The sequence below is a fragment of the Stenotrophomonas sp. P5_A9 genome, assembly GCF_056400525.1.
This window is the reverse complement of record NZ_JBFULC010000001.1, coordinates 74,524-97,274: the sequence shown is the minus strand read 5'-3', so window position 1 is coordinate 97,274 and position 22,751 is coordinate 74,524. Positions and strand designations below refer to the sequence as shown.

Here is a 22,751-nt window from a genome sequence, read left to right as displayed (position 1 = left end):
CGGGGCGGGCTCCTGGCATCGGCTCAGCGCGAGAAGCCGGGCAGCTGGTCGGACGAGGCCGGGCTGAGCAGCCAGGCACCCCACACCGGCAGGTTCGGCTTGGCTTCGCGGTCCCCCGGCAGCGGTACCACGGTGTCGCGGGCCAGCGGTTGCACCAGGCGCGGGGTGACGATGATCACCAGTTCCTTCTCCTCGCGTTTGTAGCTCAGGCTGCGGAAGAACGCGCCGATGATCGGCAGGTCGCCCAGCAGCGGAATCTTGTCGACGTTGGAGCTGACGGTGTTGCTGACCAGTCCACCGATCACGAAGGTCTCACCATCGCCCAGTTCCACGGTGGTGTCGGCGCGACGGGTGGTGATGGAGGGGATCTGCACACCGTTGTAGGAGACACCCGCAGCGTAATTGAGGTCGCTGGCTTCCGGGGCGACCTTCAGCGCGATCCGGTTCGGACCGAGCACGGTCGGGGTGACGGTCAGGCCGATGCCGAACGGCCTGAAGGTGACGGTGGTGGTGCCCAGACCCTGGGGTTCCAGGATCGGCAGCTCGCCACCGGCCAGGAAGCTGGCGCTCTGACCGGACAGGGCGACCAAGGTGGGTTCGGCCAGCACGCGCGCCATGCCGTTGCTCTGCAGCAGGTCGATGTTGGCATCCCAGCCATGGGTGAGCGACTTGAACACCAGCCCGAACGCAGAGGACAGCGGGTTGTTGACCACCGGCACGTCGGGGTCGGTGCCGACCGGGGCGACGCCGGGCAGGGTGCCGCCGGGCCGGGTGATGCCATAGAAGAAGCCATTGTTGCGGTTGGCAAAGCTCATCCCGATCTGCCGCAGCACCGACTTGTTGAACTCCACCACCTTGACCTCCACCTGGACCACACCGCCACTGGCAATCGTGGACGCATCGGCGAGCTGGCCGTCCTTGCCCAACGCCATGCTGGCGGCCTTGCGGGTCTGCTCATGGTCCAGCAGGTCTGCCGCACTCCCTTGCAGCAGACCCTGGCCATCCTGCAGCGTGAGCTGCAGGTCTTGCGACGGCGGCAGCGCCCCCTGGACCGCGCTGCGCACATCGATCTGCATCCGTTGCGGCTCGCTCTGCTGGCGGCGCCACACCAGCAGGGTGGTGGTGCCTGGCGCCTTGCCCACCAGCAGCGCCTGGCGCTTGCCGCTCAGCATCACCACGTCGGCCACGCTGGGATCGGCGATGGCCACCCGCTCCAGATCGGCCGGCAGCGTCCACGGCCGTTGCTCGCGCGTCTGCAGGACCACATCGGCGTTGGCCATGCCCAGCACCGGGCAGGTGCCCAGCAGCAGCGCCAGCAGCAGGCGCGCCGGCCAATGACGTGAGGTGCGGTACAGACGGGCATTGCAGGGCGTCATGGAGTCTCTCGGTCGGGCTCAGGGCGAGCGGCTGTGGGAGGAAACATCGCCGCGGATGATTTCGACACCGCGATCCAGGCGCGGGGTGGCCCGCGGTGCGCTGGCACGGACCGGCATCGGCGCGCGCGCGGCGTGCGTCGCGCGGCCGGCCAACGCGTCGCTGTCGATGCCGGCGTAGGCATCGTTCTCCGGCGACTGCAGCGCCAGGCGTTGTTCCGGGCTGAGCTCGCGTCGCGCGTCGAGTACGCCGCCGGGCTGGGCGAACAGGCTCTGGTCGGGCTGGCCGACATCGGCCGGATTGCGCAGTGCCAGGAACAACCGGCCCTGCTGCGCACCCAGCAACAGGCGGTTGGCCTCGGCCACCGGCACGGCCAGCACCGCGCTGCGGATGGGCGCGTTGGTGCTGTTGCCGCTGTTGCTGCCACTGGACGCGGACGCTCCCTGGATGTCCTGTGCGCGGCTGTCGTTGGCGCCCGGTGCGGCGTCGTTGGCCGCGGTGCTGGGCTGGCCAGGCGCGCTGTCGGCGGCGCCGTAGCTGAGCACGCGCAGCCGCGACAGCAGCAGCCGTGCCTGCGCCTGGCCGTCGGTGTTCATGCCCGGCGGCGCGCGCAGGTTGAGGAACACATCGACATAGTCACCGGGCAGGATGCGGTTGCCGGCGGCGACCAGTTCGTCCACCGGCACCGCCAGCGCGCGCTCACCCGGATTGAGCCGGAGGGCATAACCCTGCGCCATCAGCGCGCTGTTCAAGGCGGTGCCGGCGGCGATATCACGCACCGGCACCGCGCCGGAGGCGTCGGCGATGTTTGCGTAGCCACCGACCGGTGCCTGCGGGGCCGCGCCGATGCGCAGGTCCGATGCGGCGATCGGGCGGCCGGCGGGCAGGCGGGTAGCGGCTTCCACCACCGGCCAGTGCTGCGGCTGGCCATCCACCTGGGGCGCTGGCGCGGCCACGCTCTGCGCCGGACGCCGGCTGACCAGAAACGCCACCAGCGCCAGCACCAGCGCCAGCGCGATCAATGCGACAGCGGCGATGCGGGTCAACTTGAGCATGCAGACTCCGGGCAAGGGGCGCGTCGCATCACGGCGTGCCCAGGTCGAGCTGGGCCACCGCAGTACTGCGGATCGGCTGGGTGATCAGCCAGCCGTAGACGCGGCCGGTGCCGGGCAGGAAGGGTTTGCTGCTGTAGTCGTAGCTCACCGACACCTGGATACACTGCGCACTGGCCAGCCCTGCGCAGGGCGCCGGTGCGGAGACCACGATCGGCGGCGCGCCGGCGGTACTGCAGTTGGCCGGTTGGCCGGCGAAATTCAACAGCCACTGCATCGAGCGCTGTGCGGCCTGACAGGCGGCGACCCGGCGCTCGCTGGTGCTGGCATAGCGCAGCGAGGCGCGCGCGCCTTCGGCCGAGGCCAGGGCCAGGGTCTGCTGGGCGGCCATGATCATCACCCCGGTGTAGGTGAGCATCAGCAACGGCACCAGGCCCAGGATCAGCATGAAGGCGAATTCGATGGTGACCACGCCGCGCTGTCGCGCGCGGTCGGTGCGATGGAGGGTATGGCGGCTCATGGGCCTGCTCCGTAGGTGCTCCAGGCGATGAAGCCCAGCGTGGTGAAGGCAAGGTAGGCCGCGTACGGAATGCCGACCCGGCCCTGTCGCGAGGCGTGGATGCGGCGAGCCGTCGGGCGCGCCTGCCAGTGCTGCTGTGCGCGTGCATGCAGCCATTGCGCACGCAACGGCAGCGTGGCGCGCAGGCCGGGCGCGAGGAGCACGCACAACGCATGCGCACCGGCCATCAGGCTGCTGATCACCCAGATCGGCAGCAGCGCCGGGGCGCCCAGCAGCAGGCCAAGTACGGCGAAGTACTTCACGTCGCCGGCGCCCATCCAGCCCAGCAGGTAGAACGGCAGCAGCGCTGCCAGACCCACCACCAGGCCGGCCAGATGCGTGCCTGGGAACGTGCCCGCGCCGCTGCCCCATGTCCACAGCAGCCATCCCAGTGCGGTCGCGCCGACGCACGACAGCCAGCGGTTGGACACGCGCCGCGCATACAGGTCGCTGATCGCGACCTGTGCACTCAGCAGCAGGGCCAGGACGGGCAGCAGTGACATCCGATGGGTCCTCCGTGATAGCGCATCGAACCGGGGAACAGCGGTAAACCGTTGGCATCGCCGCAGGCGCACAGCCTGCAGTCGCAGTGCTTGCGGGAGCGCGGCGCCGATCAGCCGGTCGACGGGGCGCTGCCACCGCCGGCGCTTTCAACCAGTGTTTTGAGCTTGGCGAACAGCGAGGTGAACATATCGCTGAGGCCGGTCTTCGCGGCGACCACCAGGACGCCGGCGATCACGGCGGCGAGGATGCCGTATTCGAGCGCGGTGACGCCGTCTTCTTCGGCGAGGAAACTGCGGATGGAGGCTTTCATGACGGTCTACTCCCTGTTCCGGTCAATCAATGGGACTGCCTGCGTATGGATGGGGGATCTCCGGCTCCGCCGGATCCATCCTGTGGCCTGCGCGCTCCGTGCGCAGGAAGCGGCCGCGCCTGCGGCCGCAGGCCTACTTGGGCATTGCCAGGCAGGCCATGTGCGGGAAGGGCGGAGCAGGCAGCGTCGCACCGCGCGGCGTCTTCGCCAGCGCATGTTGATTTGGGAACAGCGTCACATCCCTGAGCGTCTGCATTGCTTCCCCCTGTCGTGCATACCCGGTTTCCGCCATGGAACTGCCGGGATGCGTGCCTGCCGGAAAGTCCGGCGCGATCAACAGTATTCAATTCAATCATAGGCAGCGATGCGTTCGACTTTAACCGCTGCGGCTCGCCCTTTATCCATGCGTGGGCGTTGACCAACATTTAATGTTTATAAAGTGAAAGAGGTGTGTTTATAGCGTGATGAGGGGGTGATGAGGGATTTCTGGCGCGTAGTTTAGACCGTTCCAAGCTGTTTCAAGGCGTTTTCTTCACGCGCAGAGCCCGCTGCGGCGGTGGGTTTACCTTCCGGCGAGTTCATGCATACTTGCCGAAAATGCGCATCGATAATCGGGCGTCGACCCGCGCGCAATATGCAGGAAGGACATTTCATTGTTTCCCGTTGCCGCGCTGGCGGCCGGTGGCGGGTTTATGCAGGGCATTGGCCGAGGACATTCAGGACGAAACGGGCGCAGCCGGTTTGACCGGCGTCGCGCGCATCCAGGCGCAAGGGGGCATCACTGTCATGGTAGATGGTGTAGTGGACGACAACGGCGACGGCGCGCTCAGGCCTTATGACCTGGCCACGCTGAGCGGCGTGCTGCGCGTCTGCGACCTGGAGATGGTCCTGCTGGACGGCAACGGTCCGCGCGCGAGCCTGCATTCGCGCGTGCACGACGAGGCCCTGTTCTGCACCGCGCAGTGCGGCTTCCATTTCCGTGGGCGCTTCATGCTGCCGCAGGACTGGTGCCTGCTGGGCTTCATCCACGCCACCGAGGAAGGTCAAAGCTGGTGCCACGGCATCCCACTCAGTGCTGGCATGGCCGTCACCGTGCTGCCGGAGGGCATCAGCGAGTTCACGCTTAGCGCGGGTACGCATCTGAGCCTGCTGCTGGCGCCGATGCAGCGCGTGCAGCGCAAGCTGACCGAACTCAGCCTGCGCAACACGTTGCCGTCGGGGCAGGCGCTGTCGCTGTTCAACGTGGATTGCGCACCTGGCGGGTCGGCGCTGCCGCAGCGCTATGCCGACCTGCACGAACACCTGGCCCAACCGGGCGGGCTGCTGCCTGCCGATGCGGTGGAATCGGTGTTGCACGCGCACATCCATGCACTGCTGGGCGCCGGCAGCGAGGACCGGCCATCCAATACGCGCGCCCGCCGTGCGCATTACCTGATCGCGCAGCGCGCCGAGAATTTCATGCGGCTCAACCTGCGTCGCTATATCTACATGCATGAAATCTGCGACGCCGCAGGCGTCAGTGAGCGCGCCCTGCGCTACGCTTTCGAGGACTTGTTCGGCACCTCGCCAAACCGCTATCTGTCGATGCTGCGCCTGTGCGCGGCCTGCCGTGGGTTGTCGATGGCAGACTCGAGCCGCAAGTCGGTCAAGGCGGTGGCGCTCAGCTGTGGCCTGTGGGATCTGTCGCGGTTTGCCGACAACTATCGGCGCGTGTTCGGCGAGCTGCCGCGCGACACGCTGATGCGTGCGCCGGCCCAGATCGGTAGCCCCGCCTGATCGTTTCACCCCTTTGCCTGCGCTGCCGCCGCCCGCCATGCACGTTTCCGGCAATCTGCCGGAATTGCGCATGCCGCTGCCGGTTATCGTTCTTGTCTTGCCGGAACGCACGCATGTGCTGCCGGAATGAAGTGCCCCGCCGATGACGTGGCGACTGTAATGACATCCAAGTGCCGCAAGGCATGGCTGATGCAGTCCACATCGTCCGTACACGGGGGAATACCTGATGAACCGTATTTTTCGACTGGTCTGGAGCCACCGGCTGAATGCCCTGGTGGTCGTCTCCGAAGTGGCCACCTCACGCGGCAGCCTGGTGGCCGGCCCCGTCGTGGTGCATCTGAAGGTCCCGCTCTCCCTGCTGTCGATGGGCCTGGCACTGGCCCTGTGCAGCGGCACGGCACTGGCCAGTGAAAGCCAGACCCGCAGCGACCTGGATGCCCTGACGGCCAAATACGCGCCGCTGCCGGTCAAGGTGGATGCGGACACCGCGCTGGCAGCGGTGGTGCGTACCCGCGACAGCTCCCCCGCGCTCAGCGCCGATGCCAATGTCAATCTGAACCTGGGACTCGGCAAGGCCGCCGGTGGGGCGAACGCGTTGTTGGGTGTGCAGGTTGGCAGCAGCGTGCAGGCGGCACTGCCGCGGCAGGTCGCCGTGCCGGGCGCGACGGCGACCGCCGCGACCGCGCTGGGGGTTTCGGTCGGCGGCACGCCGGTCCTGAAGCTCGACAACGGCGTCCATGCGGCGGTGGCGGTGGCGCCGAAGCCGTCGGTGCAGGCCAAGTCGACACTGACCACGAGCGCTACCGTGGACACGCTGAAGCTGGAGGACGCAGCGAGCGCTGGTGCGGCCGCGACGGTCGACGCCGGCACGGGTCATGCGCTGGCCGCGCAGGTCGATGGCAAGGCGCACGTGGACACGAGCGTGGCGATCGGCGCCCGCGAAACCGTCAGCGCTGGCGTGGACGACGCGGTCAACGCGACCCTGGTGACCGGCGTTGCCGGTGGCGTGAAGGTGGATGCGCTGGCGCATGCGGTGGTCGATGCCGACCGCAACCAGAAACTGGTGGATGCCAACGCGGGCCTGATGCAGACCAGCGCGTTGACGCTGTCGCCGACCGCAGCCTCCGGCGGTCTCCTCGGCGGGGTGGGCGACCTGCTCGGCGGCGTCGGCAACACGGTGGGCAATGTCGTGGGCGGGGTCACCGACACGCTCGGCAACGTCGTCGGCGGTGTCAGCAATACCGTCGGCAATGTGGTCGGTGGCGTGGGCAACACGGTCGGCAACATCGTCGGCGGCGTAGGCGGGGTGATCTTCCCGGCGCCGACCTCGCTGCCGCCGGGGCATCCCAAGGCACCGGCACCGGCCGATCCCAATGCCGGGCTGATCATCGGCACCGGCGGCCTGGTGGGCTCGCTGTCCAAGCTGGTCGGCCCCACCGCGCAGGGCCTGCTTGGTGGCGATGGCTACGTGCGCAACGGCAACCTGGCCGTCAACAGCGCCAATGTCATGCAGACCTATTCGGTGACCAACGTACTGGGTCTGCCGGTGGTGAACCTGACCCCAGCCGGCACGCTGCTGAACGGGCTGGGCGGCGCCGCCACCGGTGGCAGCTCGCACCTGACCCTGATCGGCGGTGTCACCTCCGACAGCTACATCTACAACATCAACAACGGCAATCCCAACGGCCTGCTCGGCCTGTTGCTGCCCGACCAGGCGCCGGGCTGGTCCAACAAGTGCGTGGACCTGCTGGTGGCCAGCATCGATTGCTGGGCGGTCAACGCCGCGCAGGATTACCAGGTGCTGGTCGGCGACGGCGCTTATGCCAATGGCTCGCGCGAAGTGGTGATCGGTGCGAATGCGCGCCACGAGCTGGCGCAGGTGGATGCCAACGTGGCCTTCCCCGGGGCGGGGCAGAACGATCCGAACGACCCCACCGGCGTGCCCACCGCCGACTACGCCGCGCGTATGGGCCACTCGGTGGTGGTCGGCGACAGCGCCAAGGGCACGGCCAACGGTCAGGTGCTGCTGGGCGCGGAGGCGACCTCCACCCAGGCCAACAGCGTGGCACTGGGCTACCGCACGGTGGCCAACCGCGGCGCGCAGGCCAGTTACAGCGCGTATGGCCTGAACACGCCGCAGATCTCCGCAGGCGAAGTCTCGGTCGGTTTTGCCGGGGGCGAGCGCCAGATCACCAACGTGGCGGCCGGCAGCCTGGCCACCGACGCGGTCAACGTCGGCCAGTTGCAGGGTGCGATCAACCAGATCGATGCGCTGGACGGCTTCGCGGTGACCTACGACGACGACGGCGCCGGTGGCGCCAACTACCGCCGCATCACGCTCGGCGGCGGCACCGGGACCACCACGCTGGGCAACCTGGCCCCGGGCGCGATCGGGGTGGCCAGTACCGAAGCGGTCAACGGCGCGCAGCTGTTCTCCAGCAACCAGGCGATCGTCGACTACTTCGGCGGGCTGACCGCGTTCGACCCGGCCACCGGCGCCTGGACCGCGCCGAGCTTTGCGATCACCACCGTGTCCAACGGCGGCGCGATCGCCCAGGGCGTGTACGACAACGCCACCGACGCGTTCTCGGCGGTGGACGGTTCGCTGGTCAACCTCAACAGCCAGATCACCGATATCCGCAACGGGGTCGGCAGCAAGTACCTCAAGGTCAATTCGATCGGGCTGGCCGCAGCTGCGGCCGGGCTGGACAGCATCGCGGTGGGGACGGGCGCCTCGGCGACGGCCGCCAACGCCATCGCCGTCGGTGCCGGTGCCGTGGCCGACCGCGTCGGTACGGTGTCCGTGGGCGCGGTGGGCAGTGAGCGCCAGGTGGTGAATGTCGCCGCCGGTACGCTGGCCACCGACGCGGCCAACATGGGCCAGTTGCAGGCATCCGAGCAGGGCGCACTGCGCTATGACGAAAACCCCGACGGCAGCGTCAATTACGCCAGTGCCACGCTCGGCAATGGCACCGGCACCACCCGTCTGGGCAATCTCAGCGCCGGTGCGGTGACTGCAGTAAGCACCGAGGCCATCAACGGCGCGCAGCTGTTCAATGCCAGCCAGGCGTTGGCCACGCATCTGGGCGGCGGCGCGGCGGTGGACGTCAACGGCGTGCTCAGCGCGCCCACCTACACGATCAACGCGGTGTCCAGCACGGGCCAGGTGACGGCGGGTGACTATAGCGATGTGGGTACGGCCTTCGACGCGGTCAGCCAGTCGCTGGCCAATGTCGCCGACCAGACCGACGCGGTGGACAAGCTGGCGGTGAAATACGACGTCGATGGCGCCGGCAACGCCACCGACACGGTCACCCTGACCGGCACCGGCGGCGGTGCGGCGGTGGCGCTGACCAACCTGGCCGACGGCAACGTGCTGGCCGGCAGCCGCGATGCGGTGACCGGCAACCAGCTGTTCCAGACCAACAACGCGATCATCGGCTACTTCGGCGGCACCACCAGCTTCGATCCCGCCACCAACCTGTGGACCGCGCCGACCTTCAGCATCTCCTCCATCGCCACCGATGGCAGCGTGCTGAGCAACGACTACAGCAACGTCACTGTTGCCTTTGCCGCCGTCGACGATTCGCTGGTCAGCCTCAACACCCGCATCAGCCAGATCCAGCCGGGCGCGGCCAACCCGTTCGTGCAGGTCAACTCGACCAAGACCGCTGCCAGCGCGACCGGCGCCAACAGCGTCGCCATCGGTCCGGTGGCCTCGGCCAGCGGCAGTGGCAGCACCGCCATCGGCGATGGCGCCAGCGCCAGTGCCGACAACAGCGTCGCGCTGGGCGCCGGCTCGATGGCCAGCGTGGGCGCGCAGAGCGGCTACACCGCTGCGTATGGCGCGGCCGGTGGCAGCAACTCGGCAGGTGAAGTGGCGGTGGGCAGCACCGGTGGCGAACGCAAGGTGACCCACGTGGCCGATGGCTCTGACCGCTACGACGCGGTCAACGTCGGCCAGCTGCAGAACGGCGTGACCTACGCCATCGACCAGTCCAAGGCCTACACCGACACGCAGATCAACAACATCAACAACGGCACCTCGGGCATGTTCCAGGTCAACAACAGCAACAACCTGGCCGCGCCGGCGGCGACCGGTGCCAACGCGGCCGCCGGTGGCGTCGGCTCGACCGCCGCCGGGGCCAACAGCACCGCATTGGGCAATGGTGCCAGCGCGCAGGCCAGCAACACGGTGGCGCTGGGCGCGGGATCGGTGGCCGATCGTGACAACACGGTCTCGGTCGGCAGCGCCGGTGCCGAGCGCCAGATCACCCACGTCGGCGATGGCAGCGCCGCCACCGACGCGGTCAACGTGCGCCAGCTGCAGGCCTCGCAGCAGGGCACGATCCGCTACGACACCACCGTCAACGGCGCCACCAACCTCAACAGCGTCACCCTGGGCAGCACCAGCACCGGGCCCACCACCGTGCGCAACGTCGCTGCCGGTACCGCCGGCACCGATGCGGTCAACGTGGACCAGCTGCGTGCGGGGATGAACCAGAGCCTGGACTGGTCCAAGGCCTATACCGACGAGCGCTTCGATTCGTTCGACCGCAACCTGCGCCGCACCGATGACCGTGCCTCGGCCGGCGTTGCCGCCGCGATGGCGGTGGCCGGGTTGCCGCAGCCCTATGAAGCCGGCCGCAGCATGGCCGCGGTCGCCGCCGGCAGCTACAACGGCGAATCGGGCGTGGCGGTGGGCATCTCGGGAGTGTCCGAAGGCGGTCGGTGGATCTACAAGGTGGCCGGTACCACCAACAGCCGCGGCGAAGGCGGTGTCTCGGTCGGCGCCGGCATCCAGTGGTGATGCCGGAATCGCGAGCACTCTGCAGTGATCGTTCCCGGTGACCGCCGTCGGCGGCGCCGGGGATTCCAGCGCGGCTCCGCGCACAAGGGGGAATCCATGTCCGCAGCATCCAACACCCATGACCCGGCGCCGTTGCTGCGGTCGCTGTGGTTGTGCCTGGCGGTGCTGCTGTTCAGCGCCTGCGCCAGCGGCGGCAAGCACAAGCAGGTGCTCAGCGCCGAGACGATGCCCGGCACGCAGGACGGCGAGGTGGCCTTCCCCGATCCGGGGCGCGCCACGCTCAAGGAAGGCCTATTTGTCGACCTGGACAACCTGCGCCTGTTCGCGCGCGGGATGAGCAAGCGCCAGCTCCACACGCTGTTGGGCACGCCGCATTTCGGCGAAGGAATGTGGGGCGTGCGCGAGTGGAACTATCTGTTCAACTTCCGCAGCACACCAGGTGGGGACTACTTCACCTGCCAGTTCCAGGTGCACTTCGACAGCAAGGGCATCGCCCAGGCCGGCTACTGGAAGCCGCAGGCCTGCGCGGCGCTGCTGCAACCGCCGGAACCCCCGCCGCCGCCGCGTCCGGCACCGATGTCGGCCGAGCCGGTGCGGCTATCGGCCGATGCGTTGTTCGGTTTTGATAGTGCGGTGCTGACCGATGTGGGTCGGCGTAGCGTGGAAGGATTGCTGCAGCAGGTGCGCAGCGCCAGCCAGACCCGGACCATCCAGGTGCTGGGCTACACCGATCGCATTGGCAGCGACAGCTAAAACCTGCTGCTGTCGCAACGGCGTGCAGATGCGGTTCGCGATGCGCTGGTGCAGGGCGGGGTGCCCGCTGCGGCGATCATTGCCGAAGGACGCGGCAAGTCCGACCCATTGGTGCAGTGCATGCAGGGCGACCGCCAGGCGGTGATCGCCTGCCTGGCACCGAATCGCCGTGTGGAAATTTCTGGTCTGGTGCAGCCCCGCTGAGCCGTTGCGCGGCCGGTGGCCGCGCGTCCTCCCCCCGTCTGGCTCCGGATGGATGCGGTTGGTCCGCATCGATCGGAGCGGCTTTTGACCTGGCTCGTCGCCCCCGCGGGATGTCTCCCCCGTCATCGCACTGGGGCGGCGGGCCAGGTCACCCTCTGGATGAACCTGCCCGAGCCCCCGTGCCGTTGCGTGACGGTTACGGCATCAGCACCTTGTCGATCACGTGGATCACGCCGTTGCTCTGACGCACATCGGCGATGGTGACGTGCGCGGTGTTGCCCTTGCTGTCGGTGACGGTGATGCCCTTGCCGACCTGGCGAGCGGTCAACGCTTCACCCTGCACGGTGGTCAACGACGCCTTGCCGCCGCCTTGCTTGATCTTGGCCAGAAGCGCGGTGCTGTCCACGTTGCCCGGCACGACGTGATAGGTGAGCACCTTGGTCAGGTCGGCCTTCATGTCCGGCTTGAGCAGGCCGTCGACGGTGCCCTTGGGCAGTGCGGCGAAGGCAGCGTTGGTCGGGGCGAACACGGTGAACGGGCCCGGGCCCTTCAGTGTTTCCACCAGTCCAGCGGCCTTCACTGCGGCGACCAGCGTGGTGTGGTCCTTGGAATTGACGGCGTTGTCGATGATGTCCTTGTTGGCGTACATCGCCGCACCACCGACCATCGGGTTGGCGGATTTGGTGGCCATCGTGGTAGCGGGCTTGGCCATCGGCGCCTGCGCGAACGCGAGCGGGGCGGTGGCGGTGGAAAGGCAGGCAAGCAGGAGCAGACCGGTGAACGAGGATTTCATGTGCTTCTTCCCGACAGTGGCGTCCAAGTGACGCATCGGTATCTACGCGGGGAGCGACGCACCGGATGCAGTGCCACGCACATTCTTTTTTGTGTGACGGGCAGGTGAGGGCGCTTCAGCCCTCACCACGTGCGCTGGTGATGGTGGCGCCTTCGCGCATCACCAGGGTCACCGGGGTCTTTTCGACCACCTCCAGCAGGCGCTGCCACTGCGCATCACTGAGTGTCGCGCTGGCATGCAGGATGCGATGCACCACCAGCTTGCCGGCCGCATCGCGCGCGGACGACAGCTCGGCGCGGAACTCGCCCAGCACCCAGCCTTTCTTTTCCGCATACATGCGCAGGGTGATCGCGGTGCACGCCGACAGCGCCGCCAGGTACAGATCGAATGGCGCCATGCCGGCGCCCTGGCCGCCGAGCGTGGCCGGCTCATCGGCGATCAGCTCATGGGCACCACTGTGGATGCGGTGGCGGTAGTTGCTGCCGTCGGTAACGATCTGGACCTGTGCCATGCGGGATGCCTGCCGGGAGCGGTGAGAGGCGCAGGATGGCATGAGCACGGCTCACGATGCCATCACGGCCCTGCTCGCATCGTCAGGCCGTTGCGACCGGTGTGAACCGTATCCTTTTCACCAAGGAGCCTGCGTCATGAAAGCGTTCGCCATTGCCGTCCTGGCCAGTTCACTGGTCGCCTGCGCCTCCACGCCGACGGTCAACACCGACTACGACAGTGCCGCTACCTTMGCCTCCTACACAACCTACTCGTGGGCGATCAAGCCCCAGGCCAGCTCACCGCTGGTGCAGCAGCGCGTGGTGGCGGGCATCAATGCCCGTCTGCAGGCCAAGGGCCTGCGCGAAACACCGCAGGGCGGTGACATCGCCCTCGCCGCGCACATCATGACGACGCAGCGGCAGACGTTGGACACGTTCTACACCGGCAGTGGCATGGGCGGTTGGGGCTGGCGCGGGGGCTGGGGCGGCGGCATGGGCAATGCGACCACCACCGTGCGCACCTATCAGGTAGGCACGCTGGTGGTAGACATGTTCGATACCCGCACCCAGCAGGCGGTGTGGCGCGGCACCGCCAGCGGCACCGTGCCCACTTCGCCGGCGAAGGTCAACGCGGCGATCGAAACCGGCCTGGACAAACTCTTTGCCGCCTATCCGCCAGGGGCGACGGCCCCGCGTCGATGACGGCGCGGTGGTCGGCCGCCGGACTACGGCGCCCGTTTGGGATCGCCGCCACCGGCGGCGATCCAGGCATCCACCGCCTGCGCCACCACGGTCATCGGCATCGCGCCGTTGCCGAGGATCAGATCGTGGAAGGCGCGGATGTCGAAGCGGTCGCCGAGTTGCGTACGCGCTTTCTCGCGCAGCGCAAGTAGCCGCAGCTGGCCCATCTTGTAGGACGAGGCCTGGCCCGGCTGGACCAGGTAACGGTTGATCTCCACGCGTACATCGCCGGGCGTCATGCCGGTCTTGTCCTGCAGGTAGGTGGCCGCCTGTTCGGGCGTCCAGCGCTTGCGGTGCAGGCCGGTATCCACCACCAGCCGCACCGAGCGGAACATTTCCGCCTGCAGGCGGCCCAGGTCGCCGGCCGGGTCATCCTTGTAGATCCCGGTCTCGGCCATCAGCTGCTCGGCATACAGCGCCCAGCCCTCGCTGAAGGCGCTGGGATTGAGGCTGCGGCGCAGCAGCGGCAGGTCGGTCAGCGTCTGCCCGATCGAAATCTGGAAGTGATGGCCCGGCGCGCCCTCGTGGTAGGTGAGGGTAGGGATGCTCCAGCGCGTGTTGGAGTCGATGTCGCCCAGGTTGATGAAGAACGTGCCCGGCCGCGAGCCGTCCATCGCCGGTGGGTAGTAGTAGCCGCCCGGCGAGGTCTTCTGCATGTGCGTCGGCACCGGCTGTACCACCAGCTTCTGCGGCGGCAGATGGCCGAACCAGCGCGGCAGGATCGGGTCCAGGTCACGCAGCCGCTGCTCGATGTCGCCCAGCAGTTCCCTGCGGCCGGCATCGCTGTCGGCGTACCGGTAACGCGGATCGTCGCGCAGCTGCTGCACGCGCGCGGCCACGCTGCCCTCGCGCAGGCCGAGCTGGGTAAGCCGCGCATCCATCGCCTTTTCCACGCGCGCCACTTCATCCAGGCCGATCTGGTGGATCGCATCGGCGTCCAGGTCGGTGCTGGTGTACCAGCGCAGCGCCGCATCGTAGTAGGCCTTGCCCTGTGGCAGCGCCCACACGCCCTTGTTGCCCAGGTGCCTGGCCTGCAGCGCCTGCACATCGGCCAGCAGACGCTGGTAGCCGGGGTTCACCGAGGTCTGCACGGCCATGCTGGCCTGCGCGAGCAGTTCGGCACGCCGCGCCGGTGCGATTGCCGCCACTTTCTCCAGTTTGCGTTGCAGCGACTGCACCCACAGGCTGTCCTTGGGCGCGGGCGCCAGCAGCGTGCGGAACTGCTCGGCCGCGCCCTGCAGCGCCACCTCCGGCGGCACCACGCCCTGCGCGGCCTGCATGTCCACGTTGGCGCGCACCTGGTCCAGCTTGGGGCCCATCGCCTGCAGCCGCGCGATGTAGCTGCGGGCGCTGGCCTCGTCGGTGACCGCGTGCTGGTTGTCCATGAACTGCGGCAGGTTCACCGGCAGGCTGAACAACTGGTCCACCGCGTAGGTGCTGCCGCCCACCGGCAGCCACGCGGCCGCCCACGGCACCGCCATCAGGTCGATCTGCGCCTGGTAGAACCAGCGCGCCAGGCCGTCGCTGAGCTGTTGCTGCGGATCCAGTGGGGCGCCGTGCCAGTCCTTGATCGCGGCGAGGTTGTCGGCCAGGAAGCGCCGGTTGACCTCACGCTGGGCCAGCGACACATCGGTGAGCTGGCTGGAGAAGTCGGCACCGTCGCCGCTGATGCCCAGCATCGTGCGCAGTTCCGGATCGGCATTGATGGCGGCCATGGTCTGTGCATCGAGCAGGCCATTGAAGGAAACGGCAGCAGGTGTACCGGCAATGGCGGGGGCCTGTGCCTGCGCGGCCGGCACGGTCAACGTGAGAGGTGAGGCCAGGGCGACGGACAGCAGCAGGGGCAGGGTGGCAGGCTTGTGCGCAAACACGAGCTATCTCCGGTGGCGGGCGGTGTGCGCGCAGGCTACGCCAGGCGCGCAGGCCGCGCATCTGCGACGGGTCACGCGGTCGCCGGGGCGGGCGGGCGCACATTGCCGTGCTACGACCCGCCCCGCCATACATGCGCGCTTTATCGGCACCGTCAACCCGCGCGTCGCTCGAAACCATCGCTGCTCCATGCCTCGCTGTCCACGCCGTGATGGATCACGAACAGGCCGTCCGGATCGTAACGGCGCTTGGCTGCCAGCAGGCGCGGGTAGTGTGGCCCCCAGAACGCCTGCTGCCAGTCTTTCTGGAAGTAGTCACACTCGGACACATAGGTAGGCGCCTGCGGCGCCACCGCGCTCAAGGCTGTATAGGCGCGGCTCACCCGTAGCGCGCCATGGCGCGCCTCCGGCGCGTTCACCGCCCCGCCGCAGCCGGGGTACACCGGGCCGCCGGCGTTGCCGATCAGCGCCAGTGCGAAGGCATCCAGCACCGCCGGATGGGTGGCGGTGGCAGCGCTGGCGGCGAGGGCATCGGCCGGTGCGCCGAACAGGCCCTTGTTGCAGTGCAGGCCCACGTCCATATGTTCGGCCGCTGCGCAAAGCGCGTCGGCGGCGTTCTCTATGCGGTCCTCGCCAAGCAATGCCGAGGGCAGCCATGCCGAGGCGTAGCCGTGCAGGAACCAGCCCACCTGGCCCTGGTCGCCCTTCCACAGCATGTGCGTGGGCGGCGCGCCGTCGCGGGTGTCTTCGGCGATGATCTGCGGTGCGTGCTGGCGGAAGAAATCGGCATTCCAGAAATCCCGCGCCGGCATTGCCAGTGCCTGCAGCGGCTCTCTGACGGTGTAGTCCGCACGTGCCTGGATCCACGCCAGCAGCGGCTGCCAGGTTGCTTCGGCCGTCTCGCGGTCCAGCCCCTGGAACACCATCGAGATGGACAGCACGCGCTCGCCGCCGAAGGTAATCTGCTCCCCCCAGTGCGGATTGCACAGGGCGTCGCGGTAGAACCGCAGCACCTGCGCGGCCAACGCGCGCCATGCCGTTTCGGTGCCGGCCTGCACTTTGAGCGAGATCCCGCCGAAGGTGCGCGGCAGCGCATGGGTTTTGAGGGTCATGCGGGTGACGATGCCGAAGCTGGCCGCGCAGCCGCCCTTCAACGCCCAGAACAGCTCCGGTTCGTGGTCGGCGTTGACCACCCGGACCTCGCCGTCGGCGGTCACCACCTCCGCCTCCAGCAGGCTGGCGGCGGCCGTTCCGAACGCCTTGGAGAAACTGCCGAAGCCACCGCCGGTGACCAGGCCGGTGACCCCCACCGAGGTGCAGCCACCGCCCTGCACGTAGCGCCCGCCTTGGGTGGTGACCGCATCGTAGGCATCGATCCACATCGCCCCGGCGCCTACGCTCACCGCCGGCTGGGGCGCAGTGCCCGGCCGCGCGCCCTGCGGCACGAAGGCATCATGCAGCTGCACCTGCTTCATCGCCCGGGTCCAGACCAGCAGCGAATCCGGCGCGCAGGAGGTGCCGTGGTAGCTGTGGCCACCGCCCTTGACCACCAGCCGCAGCCGGTGCCGCCGCGCGAAGTTGACCGCGGCGGCAACGTCGGCACTGTCGCGGGCGGCCACCATCTGCGCGCTGGGGACCGAACGCCACGCCCCGAAGTAGCCGCTGGTCTGGGTCAGCCCGGGCTGGTCGCCGATGTAGAACGGATTCTGGATCTGCGCCATGCCCTCGGCACGGGTGGCCGCATCGCCGAGGAACGGCGACTGCGGCACCGACAGCCGCCCGCCGACGGCGCGCGACAGCTGCTCCCAATCGGTGGCGGCCGGCCAGCCCACGCCGCCGGGACGCGCCCGGGCCCATGCGTTGGCCGGCGCGGCAGCGGCTTTCAGCACCAGCGGCAACAAGGGAAGGGCCAGGCTGGCCTTGAGGCAGTCGCGTCGTTTCATCGGGGGCATTCCTTCGGTCGTGGCCAGTGGCGATGGCAGCCACTGTGCGCGCCGAAAGGCCCGCCGCCATTGGCGTGGGGATGAAGGCAGGGACAAAGGGATGAGTGGTGGCCGGGGAGGGACGGGGCTCGGGTATGCTGTGGGGCGCAGCGCGGGGAAGGCGTTGCGCCACCTACCGACGGATGACCGATGGCTATCGCTTTGATCGCGTTGCTGCTGATGGAGCTTGTTCTCCAGATGGCCTGGAATCGCCTGTACTTCGTCTGTGGGATCACCCTGTTCGACCGGCGCATCGCCGCCCCGGCCGACGCCCGGGCGCGGCTGACACCGGGCAGCCTGGAGCGAGACCTGGCGACCGGGCAGGGGGCGACGCTGGCGTTCCGTCGATTCCCCGATGGTCTGGTCGCGTTCCGCGGCAGCTTCGGGTTCGCCCAGCGCCGCTACTATCCGCTGATGCGCGGCCTGATCGTGGTCGATGCCGAGCGCAACCAGGTGCGCGTGCTGGGGCTGTGCAGCTGGTTCCCGGTGGCGTTTGTGCTCGCGCTGGTGCCCATCATCGCGCTGCGGCCAAGCGCTGCACCGTTGCTGCTGCTGCCGGTGATTTTCGTGATCGGCTATGTCATCCAGAAAAAGCAGTTCCTTGCCGTGGTGGAGGCCATACGCGCGCAGCTGGATGACACGCCCATGGACGTGATCATGGCCGAGCGGCTGCAAGCGCGACGGCCCCACTGATGCGCCGCTTGCACGCCCTCCCGGCGCACAGGATATGAAACCCATCTCGACTGTACTGGGCGCGCTGTTGCTGACGCTCACTGCCTGCGCCGGGGTTGACACGCGCGCCGCCGCGTCAGCGGAGCCGGCGGATGTCCAGGCGCGCATCGACCGTGTCGAGCGCGGCCTGTCCACGCCGGTGACGGTCAAGGGCGTGCCCCCGGTGAGCTGGTCGCTGCGCGAGCGCATGGCCTTCCATCACGTCCCGGCGGTGAGCATCGCGCTGGTCAACCACGGCAAGGTCGAGTGGGTCCGGGCGTATGGGGTGCTGGACGCCGCCACCGCCCGGCCTGCAAGCCCGGCCACGCTGTTCCAGGCCGGTTCGGTCAGCAAGGCCGTCACGGCGATGGGCGCATTGCATCTGGTCGAGCAGCACGCGTTGTCGCTCGATGCGCCGGCCAACGATGCCCTGCGTGCGTGGAAGATTCCCGACAACATATTCACCCGCACCGCCCCGGTCACGCTGCGGCAGCTGCTCAACCACTCGGCGGGTATGACAGTGCACGGTTTCCACGGCTACGCGCCGGGGCAGGCGATTCCATCGCTGCTGCAGGTGCTTGATGGAGCGCCGCCAGCCAACTCTGATCCGATCCGGGTGGACGTCCCCCCGGGCACGCGGTGGCGGTATTCGGGCGGCGGCTTCAGCGTGGTGCAGTTGATGATGACCGAAGCCGGCAAGGCGCCGTTCGACCTGCTGATGCAACGCACGGTGCTTGGGCCGCTCGGCATGCGCGACAGCACGTATGCGCTGACCCTTCCGCCAGCGTGGCAGGACCGGGCGGCGACGGGGCACCGCAGCGATGGCAGCGCCGTTCCCGGGCATTGGCAGATCTATCCCGAGTCCGCAGCGGCAGGCCTGTGGACCACCGCAGCGGACCTGGCCAGGATCGTGATCGAGGTGCAGCAGGCGCAGGGGAGGCAGTCGGGCAAGGTGTTGTCCAGCGCCATGACCGCTACGCTGCTGACCCGTGGCCTGGGCGAATACGGGCTGGGCTTCTACGTCGAACCGCTTGGGGCAGGGACCAGTTTCAGCCATAGCGGCGGCACCGACGGCTTCCGCGCGCAACTGTATGGCTACAGCCATACCGGGCAAGGCGTGGTGGTGTTGACCAACAGCGACAGCGGCGCGGCGCTGATCGCCGAGCTGCTCGGCAGCATCTCGGCCGAGTACGGATGGCCCGAGTTCGGCCGGATCGAAAAGACCGCGCTGGCCCCGGATGCGGCCCTCAACGCGGCGGCCGCCGGCGCCTATACGCTGGAGGATCAACCGGCCGCCATCATTGCCGAGGGGGATCGCCTCTACTTCCAGAGCGATCTGTTCGGTGCGCAGCGCATGGAACTGTTTGCCGAATCGCGTACGCGCTTCTTCATGACCGCACAGGACATGAGCGTGGTGTTCAAGCGCGGCGAGGACGGTTTGGTTGCCGGCTTCGACCTGCTGCGTGGCGCGAACACCTATGTGGGTACGCGCCATCGGCCGTGACCGACGGTATCGCAGGTGCGTAGAATTGGCTGCTGACCTTACCGTTGCCGCGTGCAGAGGACGCCGGGTACATGAATCGTTCCGTACGCGATGGCGAGCGTCGCACCCGCCTTGCCGCAGCGATGCACGCCGCCGGCTGCACCCAACCCAAGGATTGGGTGCGCAGTGAGCTGGGCGAGGACATTCCCCAGTTCGCCCGTTTCCTCATGCTTCGTGACGTGCACCGGCTTGCCGATGCGGTGGATGACACCTTGACCGAGGCCCTGTACGACCAGCCCGAGCTGCAGCACACGCTGGATGCGTTGCGTGCCGCGGTGCCGTCGGCATCGCTGCACGCCTTGCTGCTGGCCTATGGCAAGGCACTGGGCAACGGTTTCGTGATGGCCCTGGATCAGGGGCCTGCCGCGCCGGAAGAAGGCATGCCCGGCTGGCAGCTAATGGAAACCGATGCCGACGGCGCGCCGACCGGACGCCGGGTGGAAGGCCTGCACGAGGACTATCTGGATTTCGACACGTCCTACGAGCGCCTATCCGTCGATGGGTATCTGCCATCTTCCTCAAAACTCGAGGATGGCGATGCGTAGGACGCTGGTGGGCGTGCTGTTTTCCCTGATGTCATTGGTCGCAGCCGCAGCCGCGGCCGTTGCGGGTGAGGGGCCGGGCTGGGTGCCGCCTGCAGGATCGGAGCAGGTGCCGCTCTGGCCCAATGGCGCGCCGGACCGGCCGCAGGCACGGCCCGCGCCCGAATCGGTATCCACGGTCAGGACGAAGACCGGTCACGACTATCTGGCCATCGCCAACGTGAGCGAGCCGACCATCACGGTGCTGCCGCCCAAGGGCGCCAACACCGGTGCGGCGATCCTGGTTTTCCCCGGTGGGGGTTTCAGCATCCTGGCGATGGACATCGAAGGCACCGAGATCTGCGACTGGGTCACCGCGCGGGGCATGACCTGCGTGCTGCTCAAATATCGCGTGCCGGGCGGCAACCATTACTGGAACAAGTCCTGCAACTGCCACATCACCCCGCCGGTGCCGTTCGCGTTGCAGGATGCGCAGCGGGCGATCCGGATGCTGCGTGCCCGCGCGCCCGGGTTGGGCGTGGACCCCCACAGGATCGGCGTGATCGGGTTCTCGGCAGGCGGCTATCTGGTCGCGCAGACCAGCAACATCCTCCAGCCTGCTTACCGGGCGGTCGATGCGGTGGATGAGATAAGCAGTCGCCCGGACTTCGCCATCGCCCTGTATCCAGGGCACCTGTGCCGCGCAGGGGACACGCTGGACCCCGGCCTGCCTGTCACCGATCAGGCGCCGCCGACCTTCCTGCTGCAGGCCTGGGACGATCCTGTCGACAGCATTTGCAACAGCACGGTCTATGCGCGCGCGCTCGACGCGGCCGGCGTGCCCACCGAGGTGCATCTGTTTGCCAAGGGTGGGCATGCGTTCGGCATGCGCCCTACCGGGCATCCGGTATCGTCATGGCCGACGCTGGTGGGGACCTGGCTCAAGGAAATCCAGGTGCTCTAACCTCACATCCTTCATCACGCGCAGGTGGCACCATCGACCGACCCCTAGTTTCGGAGGCTGCCGTGAACTCAACCGTCGTCCTGGCCCGCCCTTGGGCCATCCATCCCTTCCACGCCGCCGTGCTGGGCGGCGTGCTGCCGCTGTTCCTCGGCGCGCTGCTGGCCGACTACGCCTACTGGGGCACGTACCAGCCGCAGTGGAGCAATTTCGCCGCGTGGCTGCTGGTCGGCGCGATGGTGATGACCACGCTGGCCCTGGTCTGCGGCATCGTCGGGCTGGTTCGTGGCCGTCGCAACCTTGGCTATGCCGTGGTCCTGGCGGTCACCTGGGGCGTTGGCTTCGTCAACTGCCTGCAGCACGCCCGCGATGCGTGGGCGGTGATGCCGGCCGGGCTGGTGTTGTCGGTGATCGGCACCGTGCTGGCATTGGTGGCGACGTGGATCGGGTTTTCCAGCCTGCGCGTGGGAGGTGCACGATGAACCGTCAGATGATCAAAGGGGTATCGGTATCGGTGTTGGCGGCGGCATTGGCTGCCTGCGGCGGCCAGGCGCCCCAGCTCCATCAGATCGGGGGTACGCCCGAGTTGCCCGAGCCGCACCGTGGGCTGATGCCGGACATGACCATCGCCACGCCGTCCGCCTGGGGCGACCGGATGCCGACTGTGCCCAAGGGCTACCGCATCGCCGCGATCGCCACCGATCTGGCCATTCCGCGCCAGACCCTGGTGCTGCCCAACGGCGACATCCTGGTGGCCGAAGGCCGTGGCGGCAACGAACCGGCGCTCAAGCCCAAGGACGTGATCGCCGGGAAGATAAAGGCCAAGGGCACCACGCCGGTCAAGGGCGGCAACCGTCTGACCCTGCTGCGCGACGCCGATGGTGACGGTGTGTATGAGATGAAGACGGTGTTTGCCGACAAACTCAACGCGCCCTATGGCCTGGCGCTGATCGGCAGTGCGCTGTACGTGGCCAATCAGGACGCGCTGGTGCGTTTTGACTATCAGGCCGGTCAGACCAAGGCCGGCGCAGCGCCGGTGAAGGTCACCGACCTGCCGGCGGCGATCAACCACCACTGGACCAAGTCGCTGGCCGCCAGCGCCGACGGCCGCTATCTCTACGTCGGCATCGGCTCCAACAGCAACATCACCGAACGCGGCCTGGACGTTGAAATCGATCGTGCGCAGGTCTGGCAGATCGACGCGGCGAGCGGCGCACATAAAACGTTTGCCACTGGCCTGCGCAATCCCACCGCGCTGGCGATCCAGCCCGGCACCGGCGCGCTGTGGGCGGTAGTCAACGAGCGCGACGAAATCGGCCCCAACCTGGTGCCCGATTACCTCACCTCGGTGCGCGAAGGCGCATTTTACGGCTGGCCGTACAGCTACTGGGGCAAGAACGTGGATCGCCGCGTGATGCCGCAGAACCCGAAGAAAGTGGCCTCGGCCATCGCACCGGACTACGCCCTGGGATCGCACGTGGCCGCACTCGGCGTGTCGTTCTCCGCCCCGGCGATGGGCGCGACGTTCGCCGATGGCGCCTTTGTCGGTGAGCACGGCAGCTGGAACCGCGACCCGCCGGCCGGCTACAAGGTGGTCTTCGTTCCCTTCAGCAATGGCCGTCCGGCCGGCGATCCCATCGATTTCGCCACCGGCTTCCGTGGCGATGACGGCAAGACGCGGGGCCGCCCGGTCGGGGTCACCGTTGATCCGCGTGGTGCGCTGATCATTGCCGATGACCTGTCCAACACCATCTGGCGGGTGACACCGGCAGCAGGGGCGGCAGCGCCGAACTGAACC

The 22,751-nt window shown here is 68.2% G+C and carries 18 protein-coding genes and 1 pseudogene; 10 read left to right on the top strand and 9 right to left on the bottom strand.

The features are described 5' to 3' along the window. Window positions 1–23: 23 nt before the first annotated feature. The 5 genes from AC1DR7_RS00465 to AC1DR7_RS00445 form a co-directional block, all read right to left on the bottom strand. Window positions 24–1,376, bottom strand: coding sequence for a type II and III secretion system protein family protein (locus AC1DR7_RS00465; RefSeq protein ID WP_478050984.1), 1,353 nt, complete (start codon window positions 1,374–1,376; stop codon window positions 24–26). A gap of 18 nt (window positions 1,377–1,394) precedes the next feature. Continuing rightward, window positions 1,395–2,429, bottom strand: coding sequence for a Flp pilus assembly protein CpaB (gene cpaB, locus AC1DR7_RS00460; protein WP_256774214.1), 1,035 nt, complete (start codon window positions 2,427–2,429; stop codon window positions 1,395–1,397). A gap of 28 nt (window positions 2,430–2,457) precedes the next feature. Next, the gene (locus tag AC1DR7_RS00455) at window positions 2,458–2,946 is read right to left on the bottom strand and encodes a TadE/TadG family type IV pilus assembly protein (protein ID WP_256774215.1); all 489 of its coding nucleotides are present in this window, start codon (window positions 2,944–2,946) and stop codon (window positions 2,458–2,460) included. Beyond that, window positions 2,943–3,488 carry an A24 family peptidase gene (locus AC1DR7_RS00450; RefSeq protein ID WP_256774216.1) on the bottom strand — a complete coding sequence of 182 codons (546 nt, stop codon included), beginning with the start codon at window positions 3,486–3,488 and terminating at the stop codon, window positions 2,943–2,945. Before AC1DR7_RS00450 ends, AC1DR7_RS00455 begins: the two co-directional genes overlap by 4 nt. 110 nt (window positions 3,489–3,598) lie before the next feature. Continuing rightward, window positions 3,599–3,799, bottom strand: a complete 201-nt coding sequence (locus tag AC1DR7_RS00445; RefSeq protein ID WP_256774217.1) for a Flp family type IVb pilin — start codon at window positions 3,797–3,799, stop codon at window positions 3,599–3,601. A 786-nt stretch (window positions 3,800–4,585) separates the two neighbouring features. On the opposite strand from AC1DR7_RS00445, the gene AC1DR7_RS00440 reads away from it, so the two are divergent. The 3 genes and pseudogenes from AC1DR7_RS00440 to AC1DR7_RS00430 all read left to right on the top strand — a co-directional run bounded on the left by AC1DR7_RS00440 (window position 4,586) and on the right by AC1DR7_RS00430 (window position 11,342). Next, entirely contained in the window at window positions 4,586–5,575 is a 990-nt protein-coding gene (locus tag AC1DR7_RS00440; protein ID WP_256774218.1) for a helix-turn-helix domain-containing protein, read from the top strand. A gap of 226 nt (window positions 5,576–5,801) precedes the next feature. After that, on the top strand, window positions 5,802–10,385 hold the full coding sequence (locus AC1DR7_RS00435) for a YadA-like family protein (RefSeq protein ID WP_478052556.1): 4,584 nt from the start codon (window positions 5,802–5,804) through the stop codon (window positions 10,383–10,385). 96 nt (window positions 10,386–10,481) lie between these two features. Then, window positions 10,482–11,342 (top strand): annotated as a pseudogene (locus tag AC1DR7_RS00430) (outer membrane protein assembly factor BamE). 196 nt (window positions 11,343–11,538) lie between these two features. Here the strand turns inward: AC1DR7_RS00430 and AC1DR7_RS00425 are convergent. Continuing rightward, the gene (locus tag AC1DR7_RS00425) at window positions 11,539–12,054 is read right to left on the bottom strand and encodes a fasciclin domain-containing protein (protein WP_457320082.1); all 516 of its coding nucleotides are present in this window, start codon (window positions 12,052–12,054) and stop codon (window positions 11,539–11,541) included. 196 nt (window positions 12,055–12,250) lie between these two features. Then, window positions 12,251–12,646 (bottom strand): OsmC family protein, encoded by a 396-nt coding sequence (locus AC1DR7_RS00420; protein WP_457320076.1) that lies wholly within the window; start codon window positions 12,644–12,646, stop codon window positions 12,251–12,253. A gap of 136 nt (window positions 12,647–12,782) precedes the next feature. Here AC1DR7_RS00420 and AC1DR7_RS00415 point away from each other — a divergent pair, with 136 nt between their 5' ends. Continuing rightward, window positions 12,783–13,328 (top strand): DUF4136 domain-containing protein, encoded by a 546-nt coding sequence (locus AC1DR7_RS00415; protein WP_478076354.1) that lies wholly within the window; start codon window positions 12,783–12,785, stop codon window positions 13,326–13,328. A gap of 23 nt (window positions 13,329–13,351) precedes the next feature. Here AC1DR7_RS00415 and AC1DR7_RS00410 read toward each other — a convergent pair whose 3' ends face one another. Continuing rightward, window positions 13,352–15,238, bottom strand: coding sequence for a DUF885 domain-containing protein (locus AC1DR7_RS00410; RefSeq protein ID WP_478052555.1), 1,887 nt, complete (start codon window positions 15,236–15,238; stop codon window positions 13,352–13,354). A gap of 152 nt (window positions 15,239–15,390) precedes the next feature. Beyond that, window positions 15,391–17,178: an FAD-binding oxidoreductase gene (locus tag AC1DR7_RS00405; RefSeq protein WP_457319222.1), complete on the bottom strand. Its 1,788-nt coding sequence runs from the start codon at window positions 17,176–17,178 to the stop codon at window positions 15,391–15,393. Window positions 17,179–17,367: 189 nt separating this feature from the next. Between AC1DR7_RS00405 and AC1DR7_RS00400 the strand changes: the two genes are divergently transcribed. From AC1DR7_RS00400 to AC1DR7_RS00375, 6 genes are all read left to right on the top strand, one after another. Beyond that, window positions 17,368–17,910 (top strand): hypothetical protein, encoded by a 543-nt coding sequence (locus AC1DR7_RS00400; RefSeq protein WP_457319223.1) that lies wholly within the window; start codon window positions 17,368–17,370, stop codon window positions 17,908–17,910. Window positions 17,911–17,944: 34 nt separating this feature from the next. Continuing rightward, entirely contained in the window at window positions 17,945–19,432 is a 1,488-nt protein-coding gene (locus AC1DR7_RS00395; protein WP_457319224.1) for a serine hydrolase domain-containing protein, read from the top strand. Window positions 19,433–19,503: 71 nt separating this feature from the next. Next, a complete protein-coding gene (locus AC1DR7_RS00390) occupies window positions 19,504–20,016 on the top strand; it encodes a hypothetical protein (protein ID WP_457319225.1) in 513 nt (170 codons plus the stop codon). 106 nt (window positions 20,017–20,122) lie between these two features. After that, window positions 20,123–20,956: an alpha/beta hydrolase gene (locus AC1DR7_RS00385; RefSeq protein ID WP_457319226.1), complete on the top strand. Its 834-nt coding sequence runs from the start codon at window positions 20,123–20,125 to the stop codon at window positions 20,954–20,956. Window positions 20,957–21,018: 62 nt separating this feature from the next. Next, window positions 21,019–21,435, top strand: a complete 417-nt coding sequence (locus tag AC1DR7_RS00380) for a DUF2231 domain-containing protein (RefSeq protein ID WP_457319227.1) — start codon at window positions 21,019–21,021, stop codon at window positions 21,433–21,435. Further along, entirely contained in the window at window positions 21,432–22,748 is a 1,317-nt protein-coding gene (locus AC1DR7_RS00375) for a PQQ-dependent sugar dehydrogenase (RefSeq protein WP_457319228.1), read from the top strand. The genes AC1DR7_RS00380 and AC1DR7_RS00375 overlap by 4 nt, the downstream gene beginning before the upstream one ends. Window positions 22,749–22,751 lie beyond the last annotated feature (3 nt).